20 protein-coding genes are annotated in these 25,118 nt (G+C 67.0%); 9 read left to right on the forward strand and 11 right to left on the reverse strand.

All coding sequences use genetic code 11. The annotated features are described in order from the left end of the window. Position 1 precedes the first annotated feature (1 nt). Together H0X90_RS01335 and H0X90_RS01340 are read right to left on the reverse strand one after the other, a co-directional pair. Positions 2–2,344, reverse strand: coding sequence for a sensor histidine kinase (locus H0X90_RS01335; RefSeq protein ID WP_077189520.1), 2,343 nt, complete (start codon positions 2,342–2,344; stop codon positions 2–4). Beyond that, positions 2,337–3,170, reverse strand: a complete 834-nt coding sequence (locus tag H0X90_RS01340) for a response regulator (RefSeq protein WP_077189519.1) — start codon at positions 3,168–3,170, stop codon at positions 2,337–2,339. The genes H0X90_RS01335 and H0X90_RS01340 overlap by 8 nt, the downstream gene beginning before the upstream one ends. 23 nt (positions 3,171–3,193) lie before the next feature. Between H0X90_RS01340 and H0X90_RS01345 the strand changes: the two genes are divergently transcribed. From H0X90_RS01345 to H0X90_RS01355, 3 genes are all read left to right on the forward strand, one after another. Continuing rightward, complete coding sequence (locus tag H0X90_RS01345) at positions 3,194–3,481, forward strand: hypothetical protein (protein WP_139352400.1); 288 nt, start codon at positions 3,194–3,196, stop codon at positions 3,479–3,481. 1,163 nt (positions 3,482–4,644) lie between these two features. After that, positions 4,645–8,877, forward strand: a complete 4,233-nt coding sequence (locus tag H0X90_RS01350) for a YadA-like family protein (RefSeq protein ID WP_077189518.1) — start codon at positions 4,645–4,647, stop codon at positions 8,875–8,877. 124 nt (positions 8,878–9,001) lie between these two features. After that, positions 9,002–9,664 carry an OmpA family protein gene (locus H0X90_RS01355; RefSeq protein WP_006498034.1) on the forward strand — a complete coding sequence of 221 codons (663 nt, stop codon included), beginning with the start codon at positions 9,002–9,004 and terminating at the stop codon, positions 9,662–9,664. Between the two features lie 203 nt (positions 9,665–9,867). Here the strand turns inward: H0X90_RS01355 and H0X90_RS01360 are convergent, their stop codons facing one another. Further along, positions 9,868–10,056 (reverse strand): hypothetical protein, encoded by a 189-nt coding sequence (locus H0X90_RS01360; RefSeq protein ID WP_020980031.1) that lies wholly within the window; start codon positions 10,054–10,056, stop codon positions 9,868–9,870. A 159-nt stretch (positions 10,057–10,215) separates the two neighbouring features. On the opposite strand from H0X90_RS01360, the gene H0X90_RS01365 reads away from it, so the two are divergent. Further along, complete coding sequence (locus H0X90_RS01365) at positions 10,216–10,431, forward strand: DUF3820 family protein (protein ID WP_012336985.1); 216 nt, start codon at positions 10,216–10,218, stop codon at positions 10,429–10,431. A gap of 277 nt (positions 10,432–10,708) precedes the next feature. Next, the gene (gene uvrA / locus H0X90_RS01370; RefSeq protein ID WP_077189517.1) at positions 10,709–16,603 is read left to right on the forward strand and encodes an excinuclease ABC subunit UvrA; all 5,895 of its coding nucleotides are present in this window, start codon (positions 10,709–10,711) and stop codon (positions 16,601–16,603) included. Positions 16,604–16,683: 80 nt separating this feature from the next. Here uvrA and H0X90_RS01375 read toward each other — a convergent pair whose 3' ends face one another. The 3 genes from H0X90_RS01375 to H0X90_RS01385 form a co-directional block, all read right to left on the reverse strand. After that, positions 16,684–17,625 (reverse strand): amino acid ABC transporter substrate-binding protein, encoded by a 942-nt coding sequence (locus H0X90_RS01375; protein ID WP_058903876.1) that lies wholly within the window; start codon positions 17,623–17,625, stop codon positions 16,684–16,686. A gap of 13 nt (positions 17,626–17,638) precedes the next feature. Further along, on the reverse strand, positions 17,639–18,946 hold the full coding sequence (locus tag H0X90_RS01380) for a dicarboxylate/amino acid:cation symporter (RefSeq protein WP_006485551.1): 1,308 nt from the start codon (positions 18,944–18,946) through the stop codon (positions 17,639–17,641). Positions 18,947–19,316: 370 nt separating this feature from the next. Then, positions 19,317–20,051, reverse strand: a complete 735-nt coding sequence (locus H0X90_RS01385; protein ID WP_077189516.1) for an ABC transporter substrate-binding protein — start codon at positions 20,049–20,051, stop codon at positions 19,317–19,319. Between the two features lie 245 nt (positions 20,052–20,296). Between H0X90_RS01385 and H0X90_RS01390 the strand changes: the two genes are divergently transcribed. Further along, complete coding sequence (locus tag H0X90_RS01390; RefSeq protein WP_006485535.1) at positions 20,297–20,449, forward strand: hypothetical protein; 153 nt, start codon at positions 20,297–20,299, stop codon at positions 20,447–20,449. On the opposite strand, the gene H0X90_RS01395 is transcribed toward H0X90_RS01390, so the two are convergent. The 5 genes from H0X90_RS01395 to H0X90_RS01415 all read right to left on the reverse strand — a co-directional run bounded on the left by H0X90_RS01395 (position 20,433) and on the right by H0X90_RS01415 (position 21,983). After that, on the reverse strand, positions 20,433–20,639 hold the full coding sequence (locus H0X90_RS01395) for a hypothetical protein (RefSeq protein ID WP_077175759.1): 207 nt from the start codon (positions 20,637–20,639) through the stop codon (positions 20,433–20,435). The genes H0X90_RS01390 and H0X90_RS01395 overlap by 17 nt on opposite strands. Positions 20,640–20,648: 9 nt before the next feature. After that, entirely contained in the window at positions 20,649–20,861 is a 213-nt protein-coding gene (gene rpsU / locus H0X90_RS01400) for a 30S ribosomal protein S21 (RefSeq protein ID WP_048985949.1), read from the reverse strand. Between the two features lie 35 nt (positions 20,862–20,896). Further along, positions 20,897–21,106, reverse strand: coding sequence for a hypothetical protein (locus tag H0X90_RS01405; RefSeq protein ID WP_006485579.1), 210 nt, complete (start codon positions 21,104–21,106; stop codon positions 20,897–20,899). Positions 21,107–21,153: 47 nt separating this feature from the next. Then, the gene (locus tag H0X90_RS01410) at positions 21,154–21,438 is read right to left on the reverse strand and encodes a hypothetical protein (RefSeq protein ID WP_034204103.1); all 285 of its coding nucleotides are present in this window, start codon (positions 21,436–21,438) and stop codon (positions 21,154–21,156) included. A gap of 260 nt (positions 21,439–21,698) precedes the next feature. Beyond that, positions 21,699–21,983, reverse strand: coding sequence for a hypothetical protein (locus H0X90_RS01415; protein ID WP_006485538.1), 285 nt, complete (start codon positions 21,981–21,983; stop codon positions 21,699–21,701). A 334-nt stretch (positions 21,984–22,317) separates the two neighbouring features. Between H0X90_RS01415 and H0X90_RS01420 the strand changes: the two genes are divergently transcribed. From H0X90_RS01420 to H0X90_RS01430, 3 genes are read left to right on the forward strand one after another with little or no spacing between them, the layout of a single operon-like run. Then, positions 22,318–23,280: a chromate resistance protein ChrB domain-containing protein gene (locus H0X90_RS01420; RefSeq protein WP_077189528.1), complete on the forward strand. Its 963-nt coding sequence runs from the start codon at positions 22,318–22,320 to the stop codon at positions 23,278–23,280. Between the two features lie 19 nt (positions 23,281–23,299). After that, on the forward strand, positions 23,300–24,472 hold the full coding sequence (locus H0X90_RS01425; protein WP_069352188.1) for a chromate transporter: 1,173 nt from the start codon (positions 23,300–23,302) through the stop codon (positions 24,470–24,472). Between the two features lie 14 nt (positions 24,473–24,486). Next, positions 24,487–24,948, forward strand: coding sequence for a chromate resistance protein ChrB domain-containing protein (locus tag H0X90_RS01430; protein ID WP_006485541.1), 462 nt, complete (start codon positions 24,487–24,489; stop codon positions 24,946–24,948). Positions 24,949–25,118: the final 170 nt, after the last annotated feature.

Consider the following 25,118-nt stretch of genomic DNA (forward strand, 5'->3'; position numbering starts at 1 on the left):
GTCAGGCCGGCCCGGTCGCGTCCGTCTCGGTGTCGAACGACGTATCCGCGACGCGCGTGCGTTTCAGCGAGCCGGCCAGTTTTTCGATCGCGTGCAAGTCCAGTGCGTCGAGGTGCGCGCGCATTTCGTGCACGAACGGCGCGTGATCCGGCTCGTCCACATACTGGCCGAGCCATTCCTCGATATCGGTCAGCCGGCCTTCGCCGGCGAGCGCGATCAGTTCCGCGAGTGCATCGGCGGGCGGGCTGCGCATCGCGGGCGCGGCGCGGGCCGGCGGCGCTTCGTCGGCCGGATGAAACCGCCTGACGAGCCCCGACGCCGGTGCGAGCGCATGGCCGAGGGCCGGCGCGACGACCGCGAACGAGAACGACGTGCCGACGCCCGGCTGGCTCGCGACGGCCAGCTCGCCGCCCATCGCGGCGACGATCCGCTGCGCGATGAACAGGCCGAGCCCGGTGCCGCCGTTCACGGCCTGCACCTGCTGGTACGCGCGGAAGATGTCGGTGGTCGCGGTGATGTCGATGCCGATGCCCGTATCGGCGACCTCGAACAGCAGGCGCCACGCGTCGCCTTCGCGCGACGCGTGAACCGACAGCGTGACCGTGCCGCTGCGCGTGAATTTCGATGCGTTGGACAGCAGGTTCAACAGCACCTGTTGCAGCCGGATGCCGTCGATCAGCACCGTGCGCGGCAGCGCCGTGACCGGTTGGTAGACGAACCGGTTGTCCTGCTGCGCGCACAGCGCGAGCGCGTAGTGGCCGATGTCGTCCAGCAGCCCGGGCAGGTCGGTGCGGTCGGGCGCGACGCCGAGCGGCTGCAGTTCGGCCTTCGTGAACGCGAGCAATTCGTCGATCAGCGCGAGCTGGTAGCGGATGCTGCGGTCGATCGACCGGATCAGCCGCGCCTGGCCGCGCGTCGCGCCTTGCAGCAGCAGCTTCGCATAGCCGTTGATCGTCGACAGCGGCGCGCGCAGGTCGTGGCTGACGTAGCCCAGCGTCTCGATCTTCTGCTGCAGGTGCGTCTTCGACTGTTGCAACGCATCGTTGAGCGCCACCGTGCGCCGCGCGACTTCGTCGCGCAGCCGGTCCTGTTCGGTGAGCTGCCAGTGTTCGAGCCGCTTGCGCGCCTCGGTGCGTTGTTTGCCCACGTGGTGAATCCACGCGGCCAGCACCAGCAGGTGCGTCGCGAGCCCGATGATCGCGATGACCGGGTTCGGAAAGACGTCGGACCGGATCCATGACAGCACGGGCGGCAGCGCATCGCGGCCGTCGAGCATGCGGATCAGCATGTTGAACGTCGCGAACGCGACCGCGATCAGCATCACGCGGCCCGTCGGCGTGCGCCGGATCACCAGCATCAGCGCGAGGCTGATGTTGACGATCGCGAGCACGGTGTTCAGCCACAGGCAGAACCGTGCGAAGGTCCCCAGATCGCCGAACGCCGCGCCGGCGATTCCCGCGCATTCGAGCGCGAGAAACACCACGTACACCGCGCGCATCGGAATCTTCGCCTTCTCGCGATGCGCGACCATCAGGATGAAGACGATGAAGCACGCGACCGACAGGTACGCGAAGATCGTTTCGCCGCGCGTCGACCATTCTCGCGCGGCGGGGGACAGGGCCATCGCGAGATAGCCGCGGTACGCGGCTTCGAACAGCGCGGTGTTCAGGGTCAGCACGGCCAGCACGTGGAACACGCCGCTGCGCGAGAAAAAGCCGATCAGCAGCGCGCACCAGACGAGTGCAAGCAGCCCGCCGAAGAAGCCGAAGTTCCACATCGACGCGTGCAACTCCTGCGCGATCCACGCGTCGCGGGTGAACGCGATCGGCGCGAGCCGCATTTCCTTGCGCGACGTGATGCGGATCAGCACGGGGAGCTGTTCGCCCGCGTGCAGCGTGACGTCGAGGGTCGGGTAGCGCGACGGCGCCTCGCGCGCGTCGCCGCGATCGGCCGGGAAGCTGTGGTCGGGCAGCCAGCGACCGTGCCGCTCGACATAGAAGTCGGCCCGGTCGACGCGCGCATCGCGAATCGCCAGCACCAGCGGACGCGTTTCGCTGTCGCGATTGATCAGTGTCGCGCGGACCCACCACGCCGAGCGCGAAAACGTCACGTTGAACGACGGGCGGGATGCCGTGGCCGCGTCGCGGCGCGCATCGTCGAGCCGGGCGGCCACGTCGGCGACGGACAGCGTCGTGCCGGCGTCTTCGAACACCGCGACGGCTTCGAGTTGCGCGGGATTCGGCGCCGTTGCGGCACGGGCCGTCGCGCACGTGACGGCCAGCGCCGCCAGCAGCAGGAGCAATCCGCGACATCCCGCTGCCCATGCCGCGTATTGCCTACGCATCGCCGTGGTGCCCCCCGGGTGCGGCCGGCGCGCCGACCGCGTGGCGCTGGCGCCGCCAGTCGGACGGCGTGATGCCGAAGCGTTCGCGGAACGCCGTCGCGAAATTGCCGGGCGTGGAGAAGCCGATTTCCTCGGCGATGTCGCCGATCCCCATCGACGTTTCCGACAGGAAGTGCATCGCGGCGCGCAGCCGCGTGTCGCGCAGGTACTCGAACACGGTCTGGCCGAGATAATCGCGGAACACGCGCGACAGCCGCTTTTCGTGCGTGCCGACCTGCCGGGCGAGTTCCTCGAGCGCCGGCGGATGGCGCAGGTCGCGCAGCAGCACGTCGCTCGCGGCGCGCACGAGCGCCGCGTCGGGGTTGTCGGGCAATTCGGGCAGATGCGCGAACGGCTGGCTGCGCCGCCCGCGCTTCAGGTGATTGCGGATGCGCGCGATGACTTCCGCCGGCTCGAACGGCTTGACGATGTAGTCGAGCGCCCCCGTTTCGAGCCCCGCGATGCGATCCTCGAGATCGCCGGCGGCCGTCAGGATGATCACCGGAATGGATTGCGTCGACGGGGTCGACGCCAGCAGCCGGCTCGCGGCGAAGCCGTCCATGCGCGGCATGCGTACGTCCATCAGGATCAGGTCGGGCGCGATGGCCTGCGCGCGGTGATAGGCCTGCAGCCCGTCGAACGCGACGCTGATCCTGCACTGCGCGGCGCGCAGGATTTCGGTCAGGAGCCGCAGGTCGTTCGGGCGATCGTCGACGATGAGGATATGTGCGCCAGCGAGATCCGGCGTGGTGCGTGGCGACGCCGAACTGGACAAGCGGGATGGCATGGTTGCGAACGCGTTGGAAGGGAATGGCCTGTCAGGTCGGAGGCATCGCTATCTGCACGATTGTTGCAAAAAATTATATGCCGACAACAGTATCGCCTGTGAGGATTCCGTGCGGCGCGTGTGGACTTGTCGGGCGGGCGCGGGGACGGCCCGGCGAGGTGGTTCGCTTTCGACGAAATGATTCGGAAAAATGTGCCGAATCGATTTTGATAATTCCGGTCTTTATTTCCGGTCAAATGGACTGGTGGAATCGAAATGGCCCGAATGATGAATTTGTGAGCGTGCTGTCGAAATTCGATGGTGCGATCTGAATTGAATCTGCTAATTCATTGTCGTGGTGATTAAGTTTTCGTTGATGTCGCGGGGATATTCCGCTTCCCGGAAAATCGGATTTCCTGCGAATGTGTATGAATGTAAATGCTGTCCGCTCGGGAAAAGGATTTGTCCGCTGCGGAAAAGGTTTGTTTGAGCGAATGCCGGCACACTAGCCTCGACGCGGCTGGAATCGGTTCTTTCCCCGACTCCGGTTGCCACGAAAATTGCTGTTGCCGTCGCCTCCATGGCAGCCGATATTCAATGTCACATTGAATGATGGCATTCTCAGATGATGAGAGGGCGATGACAAAAGAATAACAGGCACGAGGGTAATGAAAACGTCATGATTCGTGAAATGCTAGATATACAAGGCGAATCGAGAAATGACGGCGTGGGTGTGGGTGAAAGGCATCGAGCGAGAAGAAATCGTCAAGCAAATTCGATCGATTAATTCGATGCCGGGGTCGTTCGTCGAGTAGCCGGTTTTTTTCCGGAAATCCGGAAAAACGGGTCGCCCGCCGGACGGAAAGGGGTGAGTGGTTTCGCGTGGGCCGCCGGGCGGTTTGATCGATCCGAAGGCCGTGCGCGGCGCTCTATCGAATCAGGCGGATACGAAAAATATGAATACGACAAGCATGGCAGGTCAGGGCCTCGGGTCGATCGATCCGGTGCCGGCTGTCAGCGTCAGCGATCCGGCGGCGCATGCTTCAGACCCGGGGACAGCATGGCGCCTTTCGCCGCCTGAATGACACATGACGGGCCGCCCGCGATGCGGGCCGGCCTCCGTTCGTCCAGCGTCCGAGCGACGCTTTTCCGATGAGATTCGAAGTCGCCCGTCGGCGGGTGCGACGGTGGACGCGCGTGCGGTCTCGCAGCGCGGCATGCACCGTGTCGCCGCCGGGCCGGCGACGTCGACTTCCATGAGCCGCTAGCCGGCGATCGTGATCGCGTGTCGTGCCGAACGGGCACGCGCGTCGATCGGCCGTGCCGTTGCGATGGTGTCGAGCGTGTCGAGCAACGCTGTTCGTAGTTTTTATTAGTAATGCGAAGTAGCAAGCGGAGCGTCGCGGGGCAGGCGAAAGCGGAGAGGGTCCGCGCCGCGCCTGATGTCGCGTTCGCTGTTGCGTCATCCAGCACATGAGAACCGAGGGAACACGAGATGAACAAGTCGTTCAAGTCGATCTGGAACGAAGCACTGGGAGCCTGGGTTGCGGCTTCGGAACTTGACCGGGCGCGCGGGAAGCGGGTGGCGTCGTCGAGAAGCGTGGCCGAGCACGTCGCGCAGCCGTGCGCCGCCGTGCGCCCGGGCGCGCATGCAGGGTTGTCGCCGCGGCGTATCGTGATGACGCTGGCGGCCGCGTGTCTCGGGCTGTTTCAGGCCGGCGCGCACGCGCAGTATTCGGCGGGCGGCGGCTCCGCGACCGGCGGCGCCAGTTCGATCGCGGTCGGTAACGGTTCGGTGGCCACGCAGGTGAATTCCACCGCGTTCGGTAACCTGTCCACGGCGGCAGGCACATCAGCCACGGCACTGGGCCCGGGTGCGCACGCGATGGGTGACGGATCGACGGCCATCGGCATCAATGCGCAAGCGACCGGCGTCAACAGTGCATCGCTCGGCGTTCAGGCGATCGGTTCGGGGAACTACTCGGTCGCGATCGGCAACCTGTCGAGTGCGACCCAAAGCGGCGCGGTGGCGATGGGCAGCGGCGCGGCGGCGACCGGTGTTTCCGCTGTCGGGCTGGGCAACAACGCGCTGGCGTCCGGCCAGTATGCGGCCGCGCTGGGTCTCGGGGCGAGTGCGGCCGGGGCGCAGAGCGTGGCGCTCGGCTATGCAACGCATGCAACCGACACCGGTGCGGTCGCCGTCGGCAACCAGGCGACGAGTTCGGGCGCGGCCGGCGTGGCCGTTGGCAGCGGTGCGCTGACGAGCGGTAATTCCGGCGTCGCGATGGGCGTCAACAGCGGGGCGAAGGGCACGTCGTCGATTGCGATCGGCTGGGGCGGCACCGCGGGCGTACCCGGGTCGGGCACGCAGTCGCTCGGTACGAGCTCGATCGCGATGGGCTCGAACACGACGGCCGGCGCGGACAATGCGCTGGCATTCGGCCTGAACGCGAACGCGTCGGGCGTCAGCTCGATCGCGATGGGCGTGCAATCGACCGCGACGGCGCTGTTCGGCGTCGCGCTCGGCAATCTCGCGCTCGCGACCGGCACGTCGGCAACCGCACTAGGCCCCGGCGCGACTGCATCCGCCGTCGGGGCAACCTCGATCGGTATCAACAGCGTGGCGGCGGCGGACTGGACCGTCGCGATCGGTGCGACCAACTCGGTCGCGGCCGGCGCGGGCGCCGGTTCGATCGCCGGCGGCAACAACTCGAAGGTGCTGGGCGGGACCGGCGCCGTGGCGCTCGGCCAGGGCCAGACCGTGAGCGGTGATGGCGCCGTCGCGATCGGCGATCCGAGCAGCGCGATCGGCACCGGTGCGGTCACGATGGGCTCGAACAACACCGCGAACGGCAACGGCGCGGTGGCGATCGGCAATACGAACAATGCGCAGGGCACGGGTTCGCTCGCACTCGGCAACACGTCGACCGCCGCAGCCGCGGGCGCGATCGCGTTCGGCGCGTCGGCCGTCGCGAACAATGCAAACGATGTCGCGCTCGGCTCCGGTTCAGTGACGGACGTGCCGCATCCGACGGCGACCGGTACGCTCGGCGGCGTCACGTACAACTACAACGGTACGAATCCGACGAGCGTCGTCAGCGTCGGCGCGGCGGGCACCGAGCGCCAGATCACCAACGTCGCGGCCGGGCGCGTCAATTCGGCGAGCACGGATGCGATCAACGGTTCGCAGCTTGCCGCGACGAACACGGCGCTCGATTCGCTGTCGACGTCGACGGCGTCGAGCATCACGTCGTTGTCGACCGGGGTTTCGTCGTTGTCGACGGGCCTGAGTTCGACCAACAGCGCGGTGACGTCGCTGTCCACGTCGACGTCGACGGGTATCAATTCGCTGTCCACCGGGTTGAGTTCGACCGACAGCGCGGTCACGTCGCTGTCCACGTCGACGTCCACGGGTATCGGTTCGTTGTCGACGGGCCTGAGTTCGACCAATAGCGCGGTGACGTCGCTGTCCACGTCGACGTCCACGGGCATCGGTTCGTTGTCCACCGGCCTCAGTTCGACCAACAGTTCGGTGACGTCGTTGTCCACGTCGACGTCGACGGGCATCAGCTCGTTGTCGACCGGCCTGAGTTCGACCAACAGCACGGTGACGTCGCTGTCGACGTCGACCTCGACGGGCATCAGCTCGCTGTCCACCGGCCTGTCGAGCACGAACAGTTCGATCACGTCGCTGTCGACCTCGACCTCGACCGTCGTCGGCTCGCTGTCCACCGGCCTCAGTTCGACGAACAGCAACCTGACGTCGCTGTCCACGTCGACGTCGACCGTCGTCGGCTCGTTGTCCACCGGCTTGAGCTCGACCAACAGCTCGATCACGTCGCTGTCCACGTCGACCTCGACGGTCGTCGGCTCGCTGTCGACCGGCCTGAGCTCGACGAACAGCAACCTGACCTCGCTGTCGACCGCCACGTCGACCGGGATCAGTTCGTTGTCGACGGGCCTGAGCTCGATCGCGAACAACAACACGAACCTCGGCAACAGCACGGCCGGCGCGATCGGCGGCGGCGCGACCTACGATCCGACCACCGGCACGATCTCGGCGCCGTCGTACGTGACCTACAACAGCGACGGGTCGACCACGATCAACAACAACGTCGGCTCGGCGATCGACAACATCAACGCGCACGGCATCAAGTATTTCCACGCGAATTCGACCGCGCCGGACAGCCAGGCCGTGGGCGTCGACAGCGTCGCGATCGGACCGAACGCGATTTCCAAGGTCGACGGCAGCATCGCGCTCGGCTCGGGCTCGGTGGCCGACCGCGCGGTAGTGCCGTCGTCGGGCGTCCTGCGCAACGGCAGCGCGTCGATCCCGTTCGACACGACCGACCAGACGCTGCTCGGCGCGGTGTCGGTCGGCGATGCGACGAACAAGACGTACCGCCAAATCACCAACGTCGCGGACGGCACCGGCCAGCAGGACGCGGTGACGGTGCGGCAGCTGACCGGCGCGCTGCAGTCGTTCGCGGTCACGGGCCAGAAGTACTTCCACGCGAATTCGACCGCGGCGGATTCGCTCGCGGCCGGCGCGGAATCGGTCGCGGTGGGGCCGACGACGGTCGTCAACGGCGACCACGGCGTGGGCATCGGCAACGGCGCGATCGTCGACCAGACCGCGCCGGGCGGCGTGGCGATCGGGCAGGCGGCGAGTTCCGCGCAGGCCGACGCGATCGCGCTGGGCAGCGGCGCGACGGCGACCGGCGCGCAGTCGGTCGCGCAGGGCGCCAACGCGGTGGCGGTCAGCGTGGGTAGCGTCGCGCTCGGCTCGGGTGCGCGCAGCACGGCGACCGATGCGCTCGCGCTCGGCGCCGGTGCGTCGGCGACGTTCGCGAACAGCGTCGCGCTGGGCGCCGGTTCGCTGACCACGGTCGGCGCGCTGACGAACTACGTCGCGTACGGGCTGAGCAGCCCGCAGTCGTCGGCCGGCGAAGTGAACGTCGGCAACCGGCAGATCACGGGGCTCGCGGCCGGCAAGAACGGTACGGATGCGGTGAACGTGTCGCAGCTCGATTCGATCGCGAACCAGTTGACGACGCTGATCGACCAGCGCACGACCAACCTCGGCGGGCAGTACACGACGAACCCGAACGGCGCGAACGTGCCGCCGGGCTCGACCGGGGCGAACTCGTCGGCGGGCGGTTCGGGCGCGGTGGCATCGGGCTCGAACAGCACGGCGGTCGGCAACAGTTCGCTCGCATCGGGCAACGGTTCTACGGCGATCGGCGTGGGCTCGACGGCATCGGGCAACAACTCGACCGCGCTCGGCACGGGCAGCAACGACGGCGGCCGCTCGAACGTGGTCGCGGTCGGCTCGGCCGATTCGGCGCGGCAGGTCGTGAACGTCGCGGCGGGCACGCAGGGCACGGACGCTGTGAACGTGAATCAGCTGAATGCGGTATCGAACCAGTTCACGCAGTCGCTGAACACGGTCAACAACCAGCTCACGCAGATGCAGCAGCAGATCCAGCAGACCGATTCGATGGCCCGCGAGGGGATCGCCGCGACCGCCGCGATGGCGTCGATTCCGCACATGGACCGCGATTCGAACTTCGCGATGGGGGTCGGCACGGCGACGTTCCAGGGCCAGAAGGCCATGGCGGTCGGCGTGCAGGCGCGCGTCACGGAGAACCTGAAGGCGACGCTGAACGGCGGTTTCGCCGGCAGCCAGCGCGTCGTCGGCGCGGGCATGCTGTATCAGTGGAAGTGATCGCGCGCAGCGGTTCGTTCCGGCACGCGCTGCCGGAGCGGACCGCGCCGAACGCAAACGTGCGCGGATGCGTCGCGACCTCGCGCCGCACGCGCCGTGCTCATCGCATTCTCGGAGTCATCAAGTGAAAAAACACCATCTTGTCCTGCTGGCGTCCGTCGTTTCCCTCACGGCCTGCTCGAGTGCGTCGGGGCCGACGTACAACGCATACGAACTGCAGTCGCGAAACGGCATCCGGACGTTCCAGGTCGACTGCCACGGCATCCTGTCGACCGCGAAGACCTGCATGAAGGTCGCGACGCGCATGTGCGGCAACGAACCCGTGCGCCTGGTCGACACCACCACGCCGTACCGCGACGGCGCCGATCCGCATTCGATCGTGTTCCAGTGCGGTGCGGCGCCCGCGCCGGCCGCCGCGGCTGTCGCGCCGGCGCCCGCGCCGGTCGAGAAGGTGAGCCTGACCGGCGATGCGTACTTCGCGACCGACTCGGCCGCGCTGACGCCCGCGGCCACCGCCGCGCTCGACAAGCTGCTGAACCAGCAAGGCGACCGCCATTTCGCGCGCGTGGAAGTGGACGGCTATACCGACGCGACCGGCTCGGATGCGCACAATCAGGCGCTGTCGAAGCGCCGGGCGGATGCGGTCGCCGGATATTTGCGCGAGCACGGGCTGAAAGCGGATTCGTTTGCCGCGAACGGTCACGGCGAAGCGAATCCGGCGGCATCGAACGATACGGTCGAAGGACGGGCGCGCAATCGTCGCGTGGAAATCTCGCTGCAGAAGTAGGGCGCTGCGACAAAATTGCCGCAAGCGTGGCCGTCGAAGCCTGGCGGCTCGCTTGCGGCGATGATGCACGACGCAGACGGCGGCGGGAGGGAAGATCCGTCGCTGCGTGTGCATGCGGAGTCCGTCGCCTGGCGACGACGCCCCGCATGCTGCCTTGCGTCCGGCACGTGGATCGCCATTCGCACCGGGCCGTGGATCGACGCTCAGTGCCTGATCACGCAGACGGCCACGATCTCGTAGCCCGGGTCGGCATGCGCGCTCGCGGCCTTCTCCGCTTCGTCATACGAACCAAAGGAGGCGGCATCCTCGATGGCCGGCGCCATGCCGATGTCGCCGTCCTCGGCGGTGCAGAGGAACTGCTCGCCGGTCTTCACGACATAGATGGACATCATGATTCCCTCCAGGGTTTGCAGGGGGAAATTTCAGTCTAGCAGGCCGGGCGCGGGGCGGCGGCCCGCTTTCAGCACGCGCGACGGGGCGGTTTTACGACCGTCGGTCGACCCAGGTCGGCTTGCATGCCATGGCAGCGGAAAGCCGTGCACAATACCCGCATGCGATCCCTCGACCTCGAATGCCTCGTCACCGTCACAATGCCCTTCGGTAAGTACAAGGACCGGCTCCTTGCCGACCTGCCGGGCAACTATCTCAATTGGCTAGCCCGCGAAGGGTTTCCGCGCGGCGAGCTCGGCCGACAGCTCGCGCTGATGCACGAAATCGATCACAACGGCCTGAGAGGCTTGCTGGACCCGCTGCGCAAGCGCGGCTAGCTGCACGGCGGCGCGCCGCTGAAGCCGCACGCCGTTTCGACCCCGCATCGCAGGCAACGCGATTCCGGATGGTCGATGCCGACGGGGATCCCCCGCCGCCTGTCCATGACGCCCGCAGGGTCGTCATGGAAAACTGTATGAATATACAGTATAGTACCCGTCGAACTCGAGCCGCGCAGGTCCAACCCTTGCGGCCCGTGCGCCGCGCCTGCGGGCATCCACCGCAGCGTTCCCGGCACCGTGAACTCTGGCTAACTCATTCAGACGGGCAGGCAAATTGTCATCCAGCAATCTGATCCGCATTCGCGGAGCACGTCAGCACAACCTCAAGAATCTCGATCTCGACCTGCGCACCGGTGAAATGACGGTCGTGACCGGCCCGTCGGGCTCCGGCAAGTCGAGTCTCGTGTTCGACACGCTGTACGCGGAAGGCCAGCGGCGCTACGTCGAAACCTTCAGCGCGTACGCGCGGCAGTTCCTCGACCGGATGGATCGCCCGCAGGTCGAGCGCGTCGACGGCGTGCCGCCCGCGATCGCGATCGACCAGACCAACCCGGTGCGCAGTTCGCGGTCGACCGTCGGCACGATGACCGAGCTGAACGACCACCTGAAGCTGCTGTACGCGCGCGCGGCCGAGCTGTTCGACCGCAAGACCGCGCGGCAGGTGCGGCACGACACGCCGGAGACGATCTACGCGGAGCTCGTCGCGCGCACGCAGGCGGACGATCCGCGCGTCGTCGTCACGTTCCCGGTCGAATTGCCGGAAGCGGTGTCCGACGAGGAAATCGCGCAGTGGCTGTCGGCGAGCGGCTACACGCGCGTGCAGGCGCAGCGCGAAGTCGCGTCGCCCACCGGGCCGCGCAAGATGCTCGACGTGGTGGCCGACCGCTTTCGCGTGCAGCAGGCCGACAAGGCCCGGGTGGTGGAGGCGATCGAGGCGTCGCTGAAGCGCGGCGGCGGCCGCGTGAACGTGTACGTGCTGGCGGCGGAAGCGGAAAACGCGACGGCCGAGCCGTTGATCTGGCGCTTCTCCACCGGGCTCCACGATCCCGACAGCGACTTGCGCTATGCGGAGCCGCAAGCCGCGCTGTTCTCGTTCAACTCGGCGTACGGCGCGTGCGAAACCTGCCGCGGCTTCGGCCGCGTGATCGGCGTCGATCTCGGCCTCGTGATTCCCGACGCGCGCAAGACGCTGCGTGGCGGCGCGATCAAGCCGATGCAGACGCCCGCATGGAAAGAGTGCCAGGACGACCTGATGCGCTACGCGGCGAAGGCCGGCATCCGGCGCGACGTGGCGTGGTCCGAGCTGACGGACGCCGAGCGCGACTGGGTCGTCAACGGGTCGCCGGACTGGAACGGCAAGTGGCAAAGCCAGTGGTACGGCGTGAAGCGCTTCTTCGGTTATCTCGAATCGAAAGCGTACAAGATGCACATCCGCGTGCTGCTGTCGAAATACCGTAGTTATACGCCGTGCGACGTGTGCGGCGGTGCGCGCCTGAAGACGGAATCGCTGCAATGGCGGCTCGGCTCGAAAGAGAACGCGGACGCCGTGCTCGCGCCGGCCGACCGCTTCATGCCGCGCGGCGTCGACTGGAGCCGCGCGCAGCTCGAAGCGCTGCCTGGCCTGACCGTCCACGACCTGATGCTGCTGCCGATCGAGCGCATCCGGCGCTTCTTCGACGACATCGTCCTGCCGAGCGCGCTGCTCGACGACGCATTGAAGCTGTTGCTCGCCGAGGTGCGCACGCGCCTGAAATATCTGTGCGACGTCGGGCTCGGCTACCTGACGCTCGACCGGCAAAGCCGCACGCTGTCGGGCGGCGAGGTGCAGCGGATCAACCTGACGACGGCGCTCGGCACGTCGCTCACGAAAACCCTGTTCGTGCTCGACGAACCGAGCATCGGGCTGCATCCGCGCGACCTCACGCGGATCGTCGAGGCGATGCAGCGGCTGCGCGACGCGGGCAATACGCTGGTCGTGGTCGAGCACGATCCGTCGGTGATGCTCGCGGCCGATCGCTTGATCGACATGGGCCCCGGCCCGGGCGAGCGCGGCGGCACGATCGTCTATGACGGCACGCCGGCCGACATCCGGTCCGCGCACACGCTGACGGGCGAGTATCTCGGCGGCCGCAAGCAGGTCGCGCATGCGTCGAACTGGGCGCGCCGCGTGGTCGACGCCAACACGCCGCGCATCGTGCTCGAAGGCGCGACCGAACACAACCTGCGCGACGTCACGGTCGAGATTCCGCTGCAGCGGCTCGTGTGCGTGACGGGCGTGTCCGGCTCCGGCAAATCCACGCTGCTGCAGGACGTGCTGTATCCGGCGATGGCGCGGCACCACGGCAAGGCGACCGAGTCGCCGGGCGCGTACCGCAGCCTCACGGGCGCCGACCAGGTCGGCGACGTCGTGTTCGTCGACCAGTCGCCGATCGGCAAGACCACACGCTCGAACCCGGCTAGCTACGTCGGCGCATTCGACGAAATCCGCAAGCTGTTCGCGAAGGCGCCGCTCGCGCTGCAGCGCGGCTACGGCGCCGGCACATTCAGCTTCAACTCGGGCGACGGCCGTTGCCCGACCTGCGGCGGCTCGGGCTTCGAACACATCGAAATGCAGTTCCTGAGCGACGTCTACCTGCGTTGCCCGGATTGCGACGGCAGCCGCTACCGCGCCGAGATTCTCGAAGTGCGCATCGAGCGCGACGGCCGCGCGCTGAACATCGCCGACGTGCTCGATCTCACCGTCAGCGAGGCAGCCGCGTTCTTCGCGACCGACGCCGAGGTGCTGCGCGTGCTGCAGCCGATCGTCGACGTCGGCCTCGAGTACGTGAAGCTCGGCCAGCCGGTGCCGACGCTGTCGGGCGGGGAAGCACAGCGCCTGAAGCTCGCCGGCTTCCTCGCCGAATCGGCGGCGGCGGCCAACGGGCGCCGGGTCGCGACGGAAGAAGCGCGCATCGCGCGTGCGAAGCTGTTCATGTTCGACGAGCCGACCACCGGGCTGCACTTCGACGACATCGCGAAGCTGATGCAGGCGTTCGGCAAGCTGCTTGCCGCCGGCCATTCGCTGATCGTGATCGAGCACAACCTCGACGTGATCCGCGCGGCCGACTGGCTGATCGACCTCGGCCCGGAAGGCGGCGACGGCGGCGGCCTCGTGCTGTGCGCCGGCACGCCCGACGACGTGAAGGCCTGCGCCGCATCGCATACCGGCGTGGCGCTGCTGCAGTACGACCGCGAGATGGATGGCGAGGCGGTGCGCGCCGACGAAGGCGTGCCGCTGCAGGCCGTGCTGAACGCGGCGCGCGCGCGCCGGGCGATCGAAGGCGAGGACGTCGTGCGGATCGTCAACGCGCGCGAGCACAACCTGAAGTCGCTCGACGTCGACATCCCGCACGGCAAGTTCAACGTGATCACCGGCGTATCGGGTTCCGGCAAGTCGACGCTCGCGTTCGACATCCTGTTCCACGAAGGCCAGCGCCGCTACCTCGAATCGCTGAACGCGTATGCGCGCTCGATCGTGCAGCCGGCCGGCCGCCCCGAGGTCGACGCGGTGTACGGCATCCCGCCGACCGTCGCGATCGAGCAGCGGCTGTCGCGCGGCGGGCGCAAGAGCACGGTCGCGACCACGTCCGAGGTGTGGCATTTCCTGCGGCTGCTGTATGTGAAGCTCGGCCTGCAGCACTGCATCCACGACGGCACGCCGGTCACGTCGCAATCCGTCGAATCGATCGCCGCGCAACTGCTGCGCGATCATCGCGGCGAGCACGTCGGGCTGCTCGCGCCGCTCGTCGTCAACCGCAAGGGCGTGTATACGGATCTCGCGAAGTGGGCGAAGGCGCGCGGCAGCACGCATCTGCGCGTCGACGGCGAGTTCGTCACGGTCGATCCGTGGCCGAAGCTCGACCGTTTCCGCGAGCACACGATCGAATTGCCGGTGGCCGATATCGTCGTGTCGCCGGACAACGAAACCGAGTTGCGGCGCAGGCTCGACGAGACGCTCGAGCTCGGCAAGGGCGTGATGCACCTGCTCGCGCCGCTCGACGGGCTGCACGATGCGATGCGGAACGATCATTCGACCGCGCAGGTCGGCGCGGTCAAGGTGCTGTCTGTCAAGCGCGCGTGCCCGGTGTGCGGCACGAGCTATCCGGAGCTCGACCCGCGGATGTTCTCGTACAACAGCAAGCACGGCTGGTGCACGACCTGCGTCGGCACCGGCGTCACGCTCACGCGCGAACAGCGCGCCGCGTACGACGACACGGTGCTCGCCGGCGACGATCGCGGCCGCGAGCAAACCTTGCCGTCGGACGAGCAGGAACCGGAAGGCGTCGGCAACGAGCCGTGCCCGGACTGCCACGGCACGCGGCTGAATCCGTCCGCACGCGCGGTCACGTTCGACGCGCATCCGATCGTCGAGGTCGCGCAATGGACTGTATCGGATACGCGCCGCTGGATCGATGCGCTCGAACTCACCGGGCGCGACGCGCAGATCGCGCGCGACATCGTCAGCGAGATCGGCAGCCGCCTCGCGTTTCTCGAGGAGGTCGGGCTCGGCTATCTGAGCCTCGATCGCGCGGCGCCGAGCCTGTCGGGCGGCGAAGCGCAGCGCATCCGGCTCGCCGCGCAGCTCGGCAGCAACCTGCAGGGCGTGTGCTACGTGCTCGACGAGCCCACGATCGGCCTGCATCCGCGCGACAACCAGATCCTGCTCGACGCATTGCGCAAGCTCGGCGACAAGGGCAATACGCTGGTCGTCGTCGAGCATGACGAGGACACGATCCGCCGCGCGGATCACATCATCGACGTCGGCCCGGGCGCCGGCAAGCGCGGCGGCACGCTGGTCGCGCAAGGCGCGGTCGCCGACCTCGCGGCGCAGGCCGATTCGGTGACGGGGCGCCTGCTCGCGCAGCCGATGACGCATCCGTTGCAGCCGCGCCGCAGCGTGAGCCTGCCGGGCAAGAAGGGCGGTGCGGCCGTGCCGGAAGCGTGGCTGACCGTCCATGGCGCCCGGCTGCACAACCTGCGCGACGTCACGGTCGGCATTCCGCTCGCGCGGCTCGTCGCGGTGACGGGCGTCAGCGGGTCGGGCAAGTCGACGCTCGCGCGCGACGTGCTGATGACGAACCTGCTGGATGCGGTCGGCCGCTCGGTGCTGTCGTCGCCGGCCACGCGGCGTGCGCGCAAGGCCGCGCAGCAGGACGCGCCGGCCACCAATCGCCGTTCGAGCGTCCTGGCGCGCAGCGCACCGCGGCCGTCGCTGAACGTCACGCACGCGTGGCAGGGTTGCGAATCGCTGAGCGGCTGGGAGCAGATCGATCGCGTGCTCGAAGTCGACCAGACGCCGATCGGCAAGACGCCGCGTTCGTGTCCGGCGACTTACATCGGTGTATGGGACACGATCCGCAAGCTGTTCGCCGATACACTCGAGGCGCGCGCACGCGGCTATACGGCATCGCGTTTCTCGTTCAATACCGGCGACGGGCGCTGCCCTGCCTGCGAAGGGCAAGGCGTGCGCACGATCGGCATGAGCTTCCTGCCCGACGTCAAGGTGCCGTGCGACGTGTGCCACGGGCAGCGCTTCAATCCGGAAACGCTCGCCGTCACGTGGCGCGGCCGGAACATCGGCGACGTGTTGACGATGGAGATCGACGAGGCGGTGGAGTTCTTCGCGCCGATCTCGAACATCGCGCATCCGTTGCAATTGATGAAGGACGTCGGGCTCGGCTATCTGACGCTCGGTCAGCCGTCGCCGACGCTGTCCGGCGGCGAAGCACAGCGCATCAAGCTCGTCACCGAGCTGACGAAGGTGCGCGACGACATCACGCGGCGCGGCCAGAAGGCGCCGCATACGCTGTACGTGCTCGACGAGCCGACGGTCGGCCTGCATATGGCCGACGTCGCGAAGCTGATCCGTGTGCTGCATCGGCTGGTCGATGCGGGGCATAGCGTCGTCGTGATCGAGCACGACCTCGACGTGATCGCGGAAGCCGACTGGATCATCGATCTTGGGCCGGAAGGCGGCGTGGGCGGCGGCACGATCGTCGCGGCGGCGCCGCCGGAAGCGCTCGCGAAGGTGAGCGCGAGCCATACGGGGCAGGCGTTGAAGCCGGTGCTCGCACGAACGGCCAGCGAAGACGATGAAGCGGAGCAGCAGGGCGCGGCGCGGGTCGGCTGAACGCGTCGTGTCCGGTGAGCGGCCCCGGTGCCTGGCGAGGCATCGGGGCCGCGCGTGTTTCGTCGTTCATGTCGACGCGCTCAACTCCCGTTGACGCCGATCGTCTCGATGATGGTCTCCAGTTGCGGGCTCATCGGCAGGTTCAGACTCAAGCCCGACGGAAGCGGGCGCAGGAACCAGCGCTTGTACTGACGCGCGATCTCGCCGTCGGCTGCCAATTCCTGGAACGTGGTTTTCACGACCTGCGCGAGTTGCGGATCGTCCTTGCGGAACATGATTCCGTACGGGTCGTACGAAAGAAAGTCGCCGACCACGTCGTACTGCCCACCCTTGCCCGCATTCTCGGCAATGAGGCCGTACAGCAGCACGTCGTCCGTCGCGAACGCGTCGGCGCCGCCATTCGCGACGAGCGCGAAACCCTGCGCATGGTCCGGCACCACCTGTAGCTGGATCCCGAGCCGGAACTTGTCGTTCAGGTCGCGCAGCGCCTTCTCGTTGGTCGTACCGGCCGTCACCGCGACTTTCTTGCCCGCGAGGTCGCGGAACGAGCGGATCGGCGCGCCGCGTTTCACCATCACCTTCGTGCCGGCCACGAAGATGATCGGCGAGAACGCCACGCGTTTCTGGCGCTCGAGGTTGCTGGTCGTGGAGCCGCATTCCAGATCGACTTTCCCGCTGACCACCGCGTCGATGCGGGTGTCGGACGTGACCGGCACCCAGCGGATCGTCAGGCTCCGGTTGATCGCATCCTCGATCGACGACACGAGCGCCTTGCATAGCTCGATCGAATAGCCGATCGGCTGGTTGCGCGCGTTCAGGTACGAAAACGGTATCGACGCGTCGCGATAGCCGAGCGCGATCGTCCCGCTGCCGCGCACCTTCGCGAGCGTGCCGGTCAGTTGGGCCGGCGCGAACGGCTCGACGCGCGGCAGCGTCGAAGGCGCATCTTCCGCGCGCGCGGTCGCGCCCGTCGCAAGCAGGCCCGCGAGCGCGAGCGCACGCCAGAATCGCTGCATCTTCATCGCCGGGCCTCCGTCAGACTTCCGTCGGATGTGCGATCGTCGCTTCCTGTTCCGCTTCGATGCGCGCCGCGTTGGCTTCGGCTTCCGCTTCCGACAGGAGCTGGCCTTCCCATTTCGCGACCACCGCGCTCGCGATCGAGTTGCCCACCGCATTGGTGGCCGAGCGGCCCATGTCGAGGAACGTGTCGACGCCGAGAATCAGCAGCAGCCCGGCCTCCGGAAGCCCGAACTGGTGCAGCGTGGCCGCGATCACGACGAGCGATGCGCGCGGCACGCCGGCCATCCCCTTCGACGTGAGCATCAGGACCAGCAGCATCGTGATCTGCGTGCCGAGCGACAGGTGCATGTTGTACGCCTGCGCGATGAACAGCGACGCGAACGTGCAGTACATCATCGAGCCGTCGAGGTTGAACGAATAGCCCATCGGCATCACGAAGCTCGAGATCTTGCGCTTCACGCCGAAGCGGTCGAGCGCGTCGAGGATCTTCGGGTACGCGGCTTCGGAGCTGGCCGTCGCGAACGACAGCATGAACGCTTCCTTGATCAGCACCAGCAGCTTGAACACGCGCGGCCCGAGGAACACGAGCCCCGCACAGACGAGCAGTGCCCAGAGCAGGAACAGGCTCACGTAGAAGTCGCCCATGAACACCGCGAACTTCAGCAGTACCGACAGCCCGTTGACCGCGACGGTCGCGGCCATGGCGGCCATCACCGCGAGCGGCGCGAGCTTCATCACGTAGCCGGTGATCTTGAGCATCACGTGCGACAGCTGGTCGATCGCGGCGATGAGGACCTTGCCGCGGTCGCCGAGTGCGGCGAGCGCGACGCCGAAGAACATCGAGAACACGACGATCTGCAGGATCTCGTTGTTCGCCATCGCCTCGGCGAACGACTTCGGCACCATGTGGCCGACGAAATCCTTCAGCGTGAACTTGGACGTCGCGAGGTTCGCGGAGGCGCCGATGTCCGGCAGCGGCAAGCCGAGATTGTCGCCGGGCCGCAGCAGGTTCGCCATCAGCAGCCCGAGCAGCAGCGAAACCAGCGACGCGGTGATGAACCAGGCGATCGATTTCGCGAACACGCGTCCGACCGACGCCGCGTCGCCCATGTGCGCGATGCCGACGACCAGCGTGGAGAAGACGAGCGGCCCGATCACCATCTTGATCAGGCGCAGGAACACGTCGGAGACGAGCGAGATGTACCCGGCGACTTCGGCGGCGGCCTTCTTGTCCGGAAAGCTCGTGAAGACCATGTAGCCGATCGCGATGCCTGCCACCATCGCGATCAGGATCCAGACGGCTGCAGCATTCTTTTTGCGCATCGTGAGCCTCCCATGCAGCGGTTTCGCAATCGGGGGATGGAAGGACGATACAGGACCAGAATGGCGATGAACAGTGCAACCGGGTTCGGGTTTGCGCTAGCGCCGGGTGATGGCCGGTCCGGGCGACGGCGATTGCACCGGTGGCGCTTCGTGCCCGACGCCGGTGCAACCCGATGCCGGTTTGTGCGGAGCAGCACGTCGCCTGTATGAAGGCCGCCGCATTGCGACGACCGGCGCCGCGCGTTTCGCCCCGGTCATGCGCACGGAGATCCCGCTGCCTCGTGCTGAAATCGCGGGCCTGCGCCACGCACCGGACGATCCCGGCGGTCGGCGAATGCGCGCATTGCGCGCGGCGGCCCACGGTTTTCGATCAGCCGGCCGGCGCGACCGATGCACCCGTGATGCCGTGCCGGCGCAGCGAATCGGCGACGAAGCCGGACGCCTTCATGTCTTCCACGAATGCGTTCAGGGCCGCCGCGGCCGCGTCGCCGCGGCTCTTCGGCACGCCCATCGCCTGCCGGATCACCATGAAGCGCTCGTCGAGCAGGCGCAGGCCGGGTGTTTTCGCGGCGTCGGCTTCGAGCTGCTGCTTCACGCCGGCCGCCACCTCCAGTTGCTGCTCGACGAACGTCGACACGACGGCTTGCGACGTCGGCGCGCGCACGATCCGCGCGGCTTTCAGTTCGCGGGTGAGGAACAGGTCGTACGCGCTGCCGTTGCCGACGGCCACGCGGTTGTGCGGCTGGTCGACGTCCGCGTTGGCGCGGATCGGCGAGGCGTCGGGAACGAGATAGAAGCCTTCGATCAGCACGTACGGCGCGGTGAACGCGACCGTTTCGCCGCGCAGCGGATCGACCGCGAAGAAGCCGAAATCGGCGCGCTCGTCGGTCAGCGCCTGCACCGATTTGCCGGCGGCGTCGAACACCACGAGTTCCAGGTCGGCCGACAGGCGCTCGGCGAAGGCGCGGGCGAGGTCGATCGAGACGCCGAACGGTTCGCCCGTCGCCGGGTCGCGGTTCGCGAGGATCGGGTTGCCGAGGTTGATCGAGGCGCGGAGCTTGCCGGTGGGCGTGAAGGCGGAGACGACAGCGGGAGCGATGGGCATGAGCGGACTCGCGGGAGGCATAGGGTCGGTCGGGTGACGGACGCGCGACGGTGCGTCGATGCCGAGCTTATCACCGGACGTCGTGGATCGCATGTGCGGGCGTGCCTGCGCGGAGACGACGAGACGTCGAGTCGGCCCGCGGCCTTCATGGGCGGTCGCTGCATCCTGTCACCGGGCTGCACACGTATCCGCAGGGGAAGCGGACGCCGGACGGCGAGCAACATGCGATCAACGCAGGCTGCAGCATGATCGGCAACGACAACGAGGCGCTTCTGTCGGCGGCGCGTGTCGGGCTGGGGATTCTCGCGCGCGGCGACTGCCTGATGATGCAGGACATCGACACCGGCAATCCGACGAGCGGGCTGCCGTGCCGGTGCCGGCTCACCCCTGCACGCTGAGCGCCTTCTCGAGCGCGGCAATCAGCTTGAACGCATCGCCGCGCGCGATCAGAAACCCGCGGCTGGTGTACTCGCACCCGAAGGCATAGAAGCTCGGCAGCAGTGTCACCATGTCGTTCTGCCGATCGAAATCGACTTCGCATTTCGTCAACGGGAAGAACGGAAGCGCGTCGGCCGGCATGTTGTACACGATGGGCTCCTAGTACATTTTTCGGGGCGGAAGCAGGCGCTTCGTCTGCAAGCGCTGTCGGGCAACGGCGCTGGCCTTTTTTCGCTTGCGCTCCGTCGTGGGCTTCTCATAGCCCGTGCGACTGCGCAGCTCGCGAATCAGCCCGGTTTTCTCGATGTCGCGCCGGAATCGCCGCAGTGCGACATCGATCGGTTCGTTGAGCTTCGGCGTAATTGTCGTCATGTAGATCCTGTCTGGAAAGCGGTTGGAACGGAAGGCTAGCCGAGCCGTGTCATGACGGCGCTGGCTATCTCGTCGGATTCGAATTCCGAATAGCCTGCTCCGATCGATAGCGCACGTACCGCCATGAACATGTGGAGCTCCGGTTGATGGCACATCGCTGAATCGGCGATTCCGGCGGGCACGGCGGTGTCGAGCCGGGTGACTTCACGCCGTCTGATCAAGCCGAGCAGTTCGTCGATGATCATTTCGATCTCCAAAATACCGAAAAAGTGTATGGCATTGACGAGCCGCGTCAGCTCGCGTTGGCGAAGAATCCCTGTTTGCCGCGATTGTCGTCGATGATGTTCTCGGCATAGCGGACCGACGCACGACGCGCGTCACCGGCGTTGTCGAAGGGGGACGTGTCGCGCAATCTGAAGGTCTGGCTCTGCGTCAGCGTATCGGTGGTGCCGCGCAGGCAAATCTTGACTGCCGCGTCGAACCCGGCGTCGTAGTTGTGCGGGCAGCCATGCGGCGCGGCCACGTGAGGGTAAATCAGTGGATAAATCTCGAATCCACGATAGACGTGCATGCTCATGACGAACTCCTGGCGTTCGGCCACGACGAGTCGCATGGGCGAACACATCCGGCCTGTATTTCCGTTGTGGGACGGGCCAGTGGGTGAAGGGGACAACGTTGCAGCGCGAAGGCGGGGCGATGCAGCAAGCGGGCGGGTGGAGGGGCGAACGGCCAAAGGACGGCTGATCGCGCGGATGGACCCATCATACGCGCATCGTTTGCCGAGCGGTCGATTTATTCGGTGGCCGCAAGTGCGCAGCGGCACGCCCGGCGACGACGTCAGAGCGTCGTCAGCAAATGCAACTGACGTTCGGTTTCGTCGCCCGCGACCAGCGAAAAGAACCCGGTCTCGCGACGTTCGACTACCGTGAGCCCCTCGCTGTCGGAGAAGACGTTCCACGCGCTGTCGTCGACATGCGCGATTGCGCCGCGCGTGCGCGCGAATGCCAGCAATAGCGGACTCGCCTGGCGGCGCAGCACTTGACGATCCGAATTCAGCACATACGGTGGCCAGCCGGCCCGAAGGACGAGATAGTAAGGAATGGAGCCGGGATCGATTGTCATTGGAGCGGTTTCGTAGATGGGCCTGCGTTTGCCGCCCGGCTGCATTCGGAACGGCGGCGGGGAAAGCGTGCGATGGAGTGACGGGCGTTCGCCGTGATGTGTGTTCAGTCTATGCGTTGAACCGCTCGATTCGCAGGATATCGTAACGATCCCGTGCGGGGGCGATTGCGTATCCGGTTTCGGTCGGCGTGCGCGTTGCGGTCCGGCGACGAGGGCGATCCGGTCGTCAGGTGCGGCGCGCGCGCCACGCGTCGAGTGGGGCTTCCGGCTGACGAAACGTTGTAGCGATATCTACTGAATTGCAGTGTTCGTGACGGCCCATTATGCTGCCTTCATGAATCCGGTCCCGACTTCCTGGCTCCTGTTGATCGTCAGTCTGCCGACTGCCGGCGCGACCGCGCGCATGCGCATCTGGCGTACCGTCAAGGCGCTCGGCTGCGGCGCACTGCGGGACGGCGCTTACCTGTTGCCCGCGCATGCCGAGCAGGCGGCGCAGTTGCGTAACCTCGCCGACGAGGCCCGTAACGGCGAAGGGCAGGCGTGGTTGCTGGATGTCCGTGCGGACGACCCCGCGGACGAAGACGCGTACAAGGCGCTGTTCGATCGCGCGGCCGATTACACGGACTGGCTCGCCGAGCTTTCGGAGGCTCGCAAGACGCTGCCAGAACTGGCGGCAGCCGATCTCAATCGCATGCAACGCCGCCACGCTCGCACGTACGAGGCGATTCGACGCATCGATTTCTTTCCGGGTGAAACCTCGCTGCGCGCGCATGCGCAATGGCGGGATTTCACCGCCGCGATCGAAGCGTTGCGCTCGCCCGGCGAGCCGCATGCCGCCCAGCGCGGCATTCCACGCCGCGACCCTGCGCAGTATCAGGGCAGGCTGTGGGCGACGCGCCGTCACCTGTGGGTGGATCGCGTCGCCAGCGCGTGGCTGATTCAGCGTTTCATCGATCCGCATGCACGCTTCGTGTGGCTGGACAACCTCGCCGATTGCCCGCCCGACGCGCTCGGTTTCGATTTCGACGGCGCGCCGTTCACGCACGTGGGCGACCGCGTGTCGTTCGAGGTACTGGTCGCCAGCTTCGGGCTCGGCGACAACGACGGACTCGTCCGGCTGGGCGCCATGGTGCATGCGCTGGATGTGGGCGGCGCGACCGTGCCGGAAGCCGGCGGGTTCGAGGCCATTCTCGCCGGTGCCCGAAAGCGTCTCGCCGACGACGATGCGCTGTTGACGGAGATCGGCGCCGTACTCGATTCGTTGTACGTGCATTTCCGCGGCAACCGCCAACCCTGACCTTGTTGCTCGCCCGAACATGAACACACATCGCGACCGCCCGGCTTATACGTTGTGGCAACTGATCAGGTACTTCGCGTGGCTCGGCGCGACGGGTTTCGGCGGACCGGTCGCGCTCGCCGGCTACATGCATCGCGATCTCGTGGACACGCGTCGATGGATCGCCGACGCGGACTACAAGGAAGGCCTGGCGCTCGCGCAACTCGCGCCGGGCCCGCTTGCCGCGCAACTGGCGATCTATCTCGGCTACGTGCACTACCGCATCGTCGGCGCGACGCTGGTCGGGATCGCGTTCGTGCTGCCGTCGTTCCTGATGGTGGTGGGGCTCGGCTACGCGTACACGCGATTCGGCGGCCTGACGTGGATGCAGTCGGTGTTCTACGGTGTCGGCGCGGCGGTGATCGGCATCATCGCGATCAGCGCGCGCAAGCTGACCGCGAAAAGCATCGGCCACGACAAGCTGCTGTGGGCGATCTATCTCGCGCTGGTCGCCGTGACGGTGATCACCGAATCGGAAGTGGCGTGGCTGTTTCTCGCGGCGGGCCTGCTCGTCTGGTTCACGCGCGCGCCGCCCAGGTGGCTACGCCAACGGCGCGTCAATGCGGCGATGGCGTTGCCCGTCTCTGCCACCGGCGCGTGGCTCGGTATCGTCGACTGGCCGCAGCTCGCGCAACTTGCCGCGTTCTTTGCGAAGGCCGGCGCGTTCGTGTTCGGCTCGGGGCTTGCCATCGTGCCGTTCCTCTATGGCGGCGTCGTCACCGAGCACCATTGGCTCAACGAGAAGCAGTTCGTCGACGCCGTGGCGGTCGCGATGATCACGCCGGGCCCGGTCGTGATCACGGTGGGCTTCATCGGCTATCTGGTGGCCGGGCTGCCCGGTGCGTGCGTGGCGGCTGCCGGCACGTTCCTGCCGTGCTATCTGTTCACGGTGCTGCCGGCCCCGTACTTCAAGAAGTACGGCAGGCTGCCGGCGATTCTGGCGTTCGTCGACGGCGTGACGGCCGCGGCCGTCGGCGCGATCACGGGGTCGGTGATCGTGCTGGCCCGGCGTTCGATCGTCGATGTGCCGACCGCGTTGGTGGCGCTCGCGACGATCGTGTTGCTGGTCAGGTTCAAGAAGCTGTCGGAGCCGGTGGTCGTGGGCGGAGCCGCCGTGCTGGGCCTGATCGTGTATCCGCTGTTGCATCACTGACCGTGGAGGCCGCCATGCAATGGATTACGCGACAACGTCCGAAAATCGACCGGGTGGCGTGTCCCTGGCTCATTGCCCGGTTCATCGACGAGACACCCGAATTTCTGTACGTTGCGCCGGCCGACGTGCTGCGGATCGCCGACGAGACCGGTGCGATTCCGTACGACATTCCCGGGGTGGAGCTGACGCACGTCGGCGAGCAATGCAGCTTCGATGCGTTTCTCGACAAATATGGTCTGGCCGACGATCGCGCGTTGCAGCACATGGCCCGCATCATTCGCGGCGCGGATACGTCGCGACTCGATCTGACGCCGCAGTCCAGCGGGCTTTATGCCATCTCGCTCGGGCTGTCGGACATGTTTTCCGACGATCACGACATGCTCGAACATGGTCTCGTCATGTACGACGCGCTGTATGCGTGGTGCCGGCATTGCCAGGCAGAAGGCCATGCGTGGCCACCGAAGATGGCGGAGTGACGAGCGGGAAAGCGGGGATGCGTGCAGACGACCGGCGTGGCCGCCGGTCGGCTCGCTAGACGGACGAAACAAAGCCCGCGAGGCGCGGGCTTTTCGTCAACAGTTGCCTTTCTTGGCCTGTCCCGGCGGACAGAATCCATTCCCCGGCCCGCCTTGCGGCGCGACCACGA

This window comes from Burkholderia sp. 9775_39 (assembly GCF_015712225.1).
GTDB lineage: Bacteria > Pseudomonadota > Gammaproteobacteria > Burkholderiales > Burkholderiaceae > Burkholderia > Burkholderia cenocepacia.

What these genes read in the sequence shown, in the direction of transcription:
- H0X90_RS01415 (WP_006485538.1), bottom strand. Translation starts at nt 21,983, where the DNA reads ATGACAATCGATCCCGGCTCCATTCCTTACTATCTCGTCCTTCGGGCC.
- H0X90_RS01390 (WP_006485535.1), top strand. Translation starts at nt 20,297, where the DNA reads ATGATCGGCAACGACAACGAGGCGCTTCTGTCGGCGGCGCGTGTCGGG.
- H0X90_RS01340 (WP_077189519.1), bottom strand. Translation starts at nt 3,170, where the DNA reads ATGCCATCCCGCTTGTCCAGTTCGGCGTCGCCACGCACCACGCCGGAT.
- H0X90_RS01360 (WP_020980031.1), bottom strand. Translation starts at nt 10,056, where the DNA reads ATGATGTCCATCTATGTCGTGAAGACCGGCGAGCAGTTCCTCTGCACC.
- H0X90_RS01345 (WP_139352400.1), top strand. Translation starts at nt 3,194, where the DNA reads ATGGCCTGTCAGGTCGGAGGCATCGCTATCTGCACGATTGTTGCAAAA.
- H0X90_RS01365 (WP_012336985.1), top strand. Translation starts at nt 10,216, where the DNA reads ATGCGATCCCTCGACCTCGAATGCCTCGTCACCGTCACAATGCCCTTC.
- H0X90_RS01405 (WP_006485579.1), bottom strand. Translation starts at nt 21,106, where the DNA reads ATGATCATCGACGAACTGCTCGGCTTGATCAGACGGCGTGAAGTCACC.
- H0X90_RS01375 (WP_058903876.1), bottom strand. Translation starts at nt 17,625, where the DNA reads ATGAAGATGCAGCGATTCTGGCGTGCGCTCGCGCTCGCGGGCCTGCTT.
- H0X90_RS01335 (WP_077189520.1), bottom strand. Translation starts at nt 2,344, where the DNA reads ATGCGTAGGCAATACGCGGCATGGGCAGCGGGATGTCGCGGATTGCTC.
- H0X90_RS01350 (WP_077189518.1), top strand. Translation starts at nt 4,645, where the DNA reads ATGAACAAGTCGTTCAAGTCGATCTGGAACGAAGCACTGGGAGCCTGG.
- H0X90_RS01380 (WP_006485551.1), bottom strand. Translation starts at nt 18,946, where the DNA reads ATGCGCAAAAAGAATGCTGCAGCCGTCTGGATCCTGATCGCGATGGTG.
- rpsU (WP_048985949.1), bottom strand. Translation starts at nt 20,861, where the DNA reads ATGACGACAATTACGCCGAAGCTCAACGAACCGATCGATGTCGCACTG.
- H0X90_RS01430 (WP_006485541.1), top strand. Translation starts at nt 24,487, where the DNA reads ATGCAATGGATTACGCGACAACGTCCGAAAATCGACCGGGTGGCGTGT.
- H0X90_RS01420 (WP_077189528.1), top strand. Translation starts at nt 22,318, where the DNA reads ATGAATCCGGTCCCGACTTCCTGGCTCCTGTTGATCGTCAGTCTGCCG.
- H0X90_RS01385 (WP_077189516.1), bottom strand. Translation starts at nt 20,051, where the DNA reads ATGCCCATCGCTCCCGCTGTCGTCTCCGCCTTCACGCCCACCGGCAAG.
- H0X90_RS01425 (WP_069352188.1), top strand. Translation starts at nt 23,300, where the DNA reads ATGAACACACATCGCGACCGCCCGGCTTATACGTTGTGGCAACTGATC.
- H0X90_RS01410 (WP_034204103.1), bottom strand. Translation starts at nt 21,438, where the DNA reads ATGAGCATGCACGTCTATCGTGGATTCGAGATTTATCCACTGATTTAC.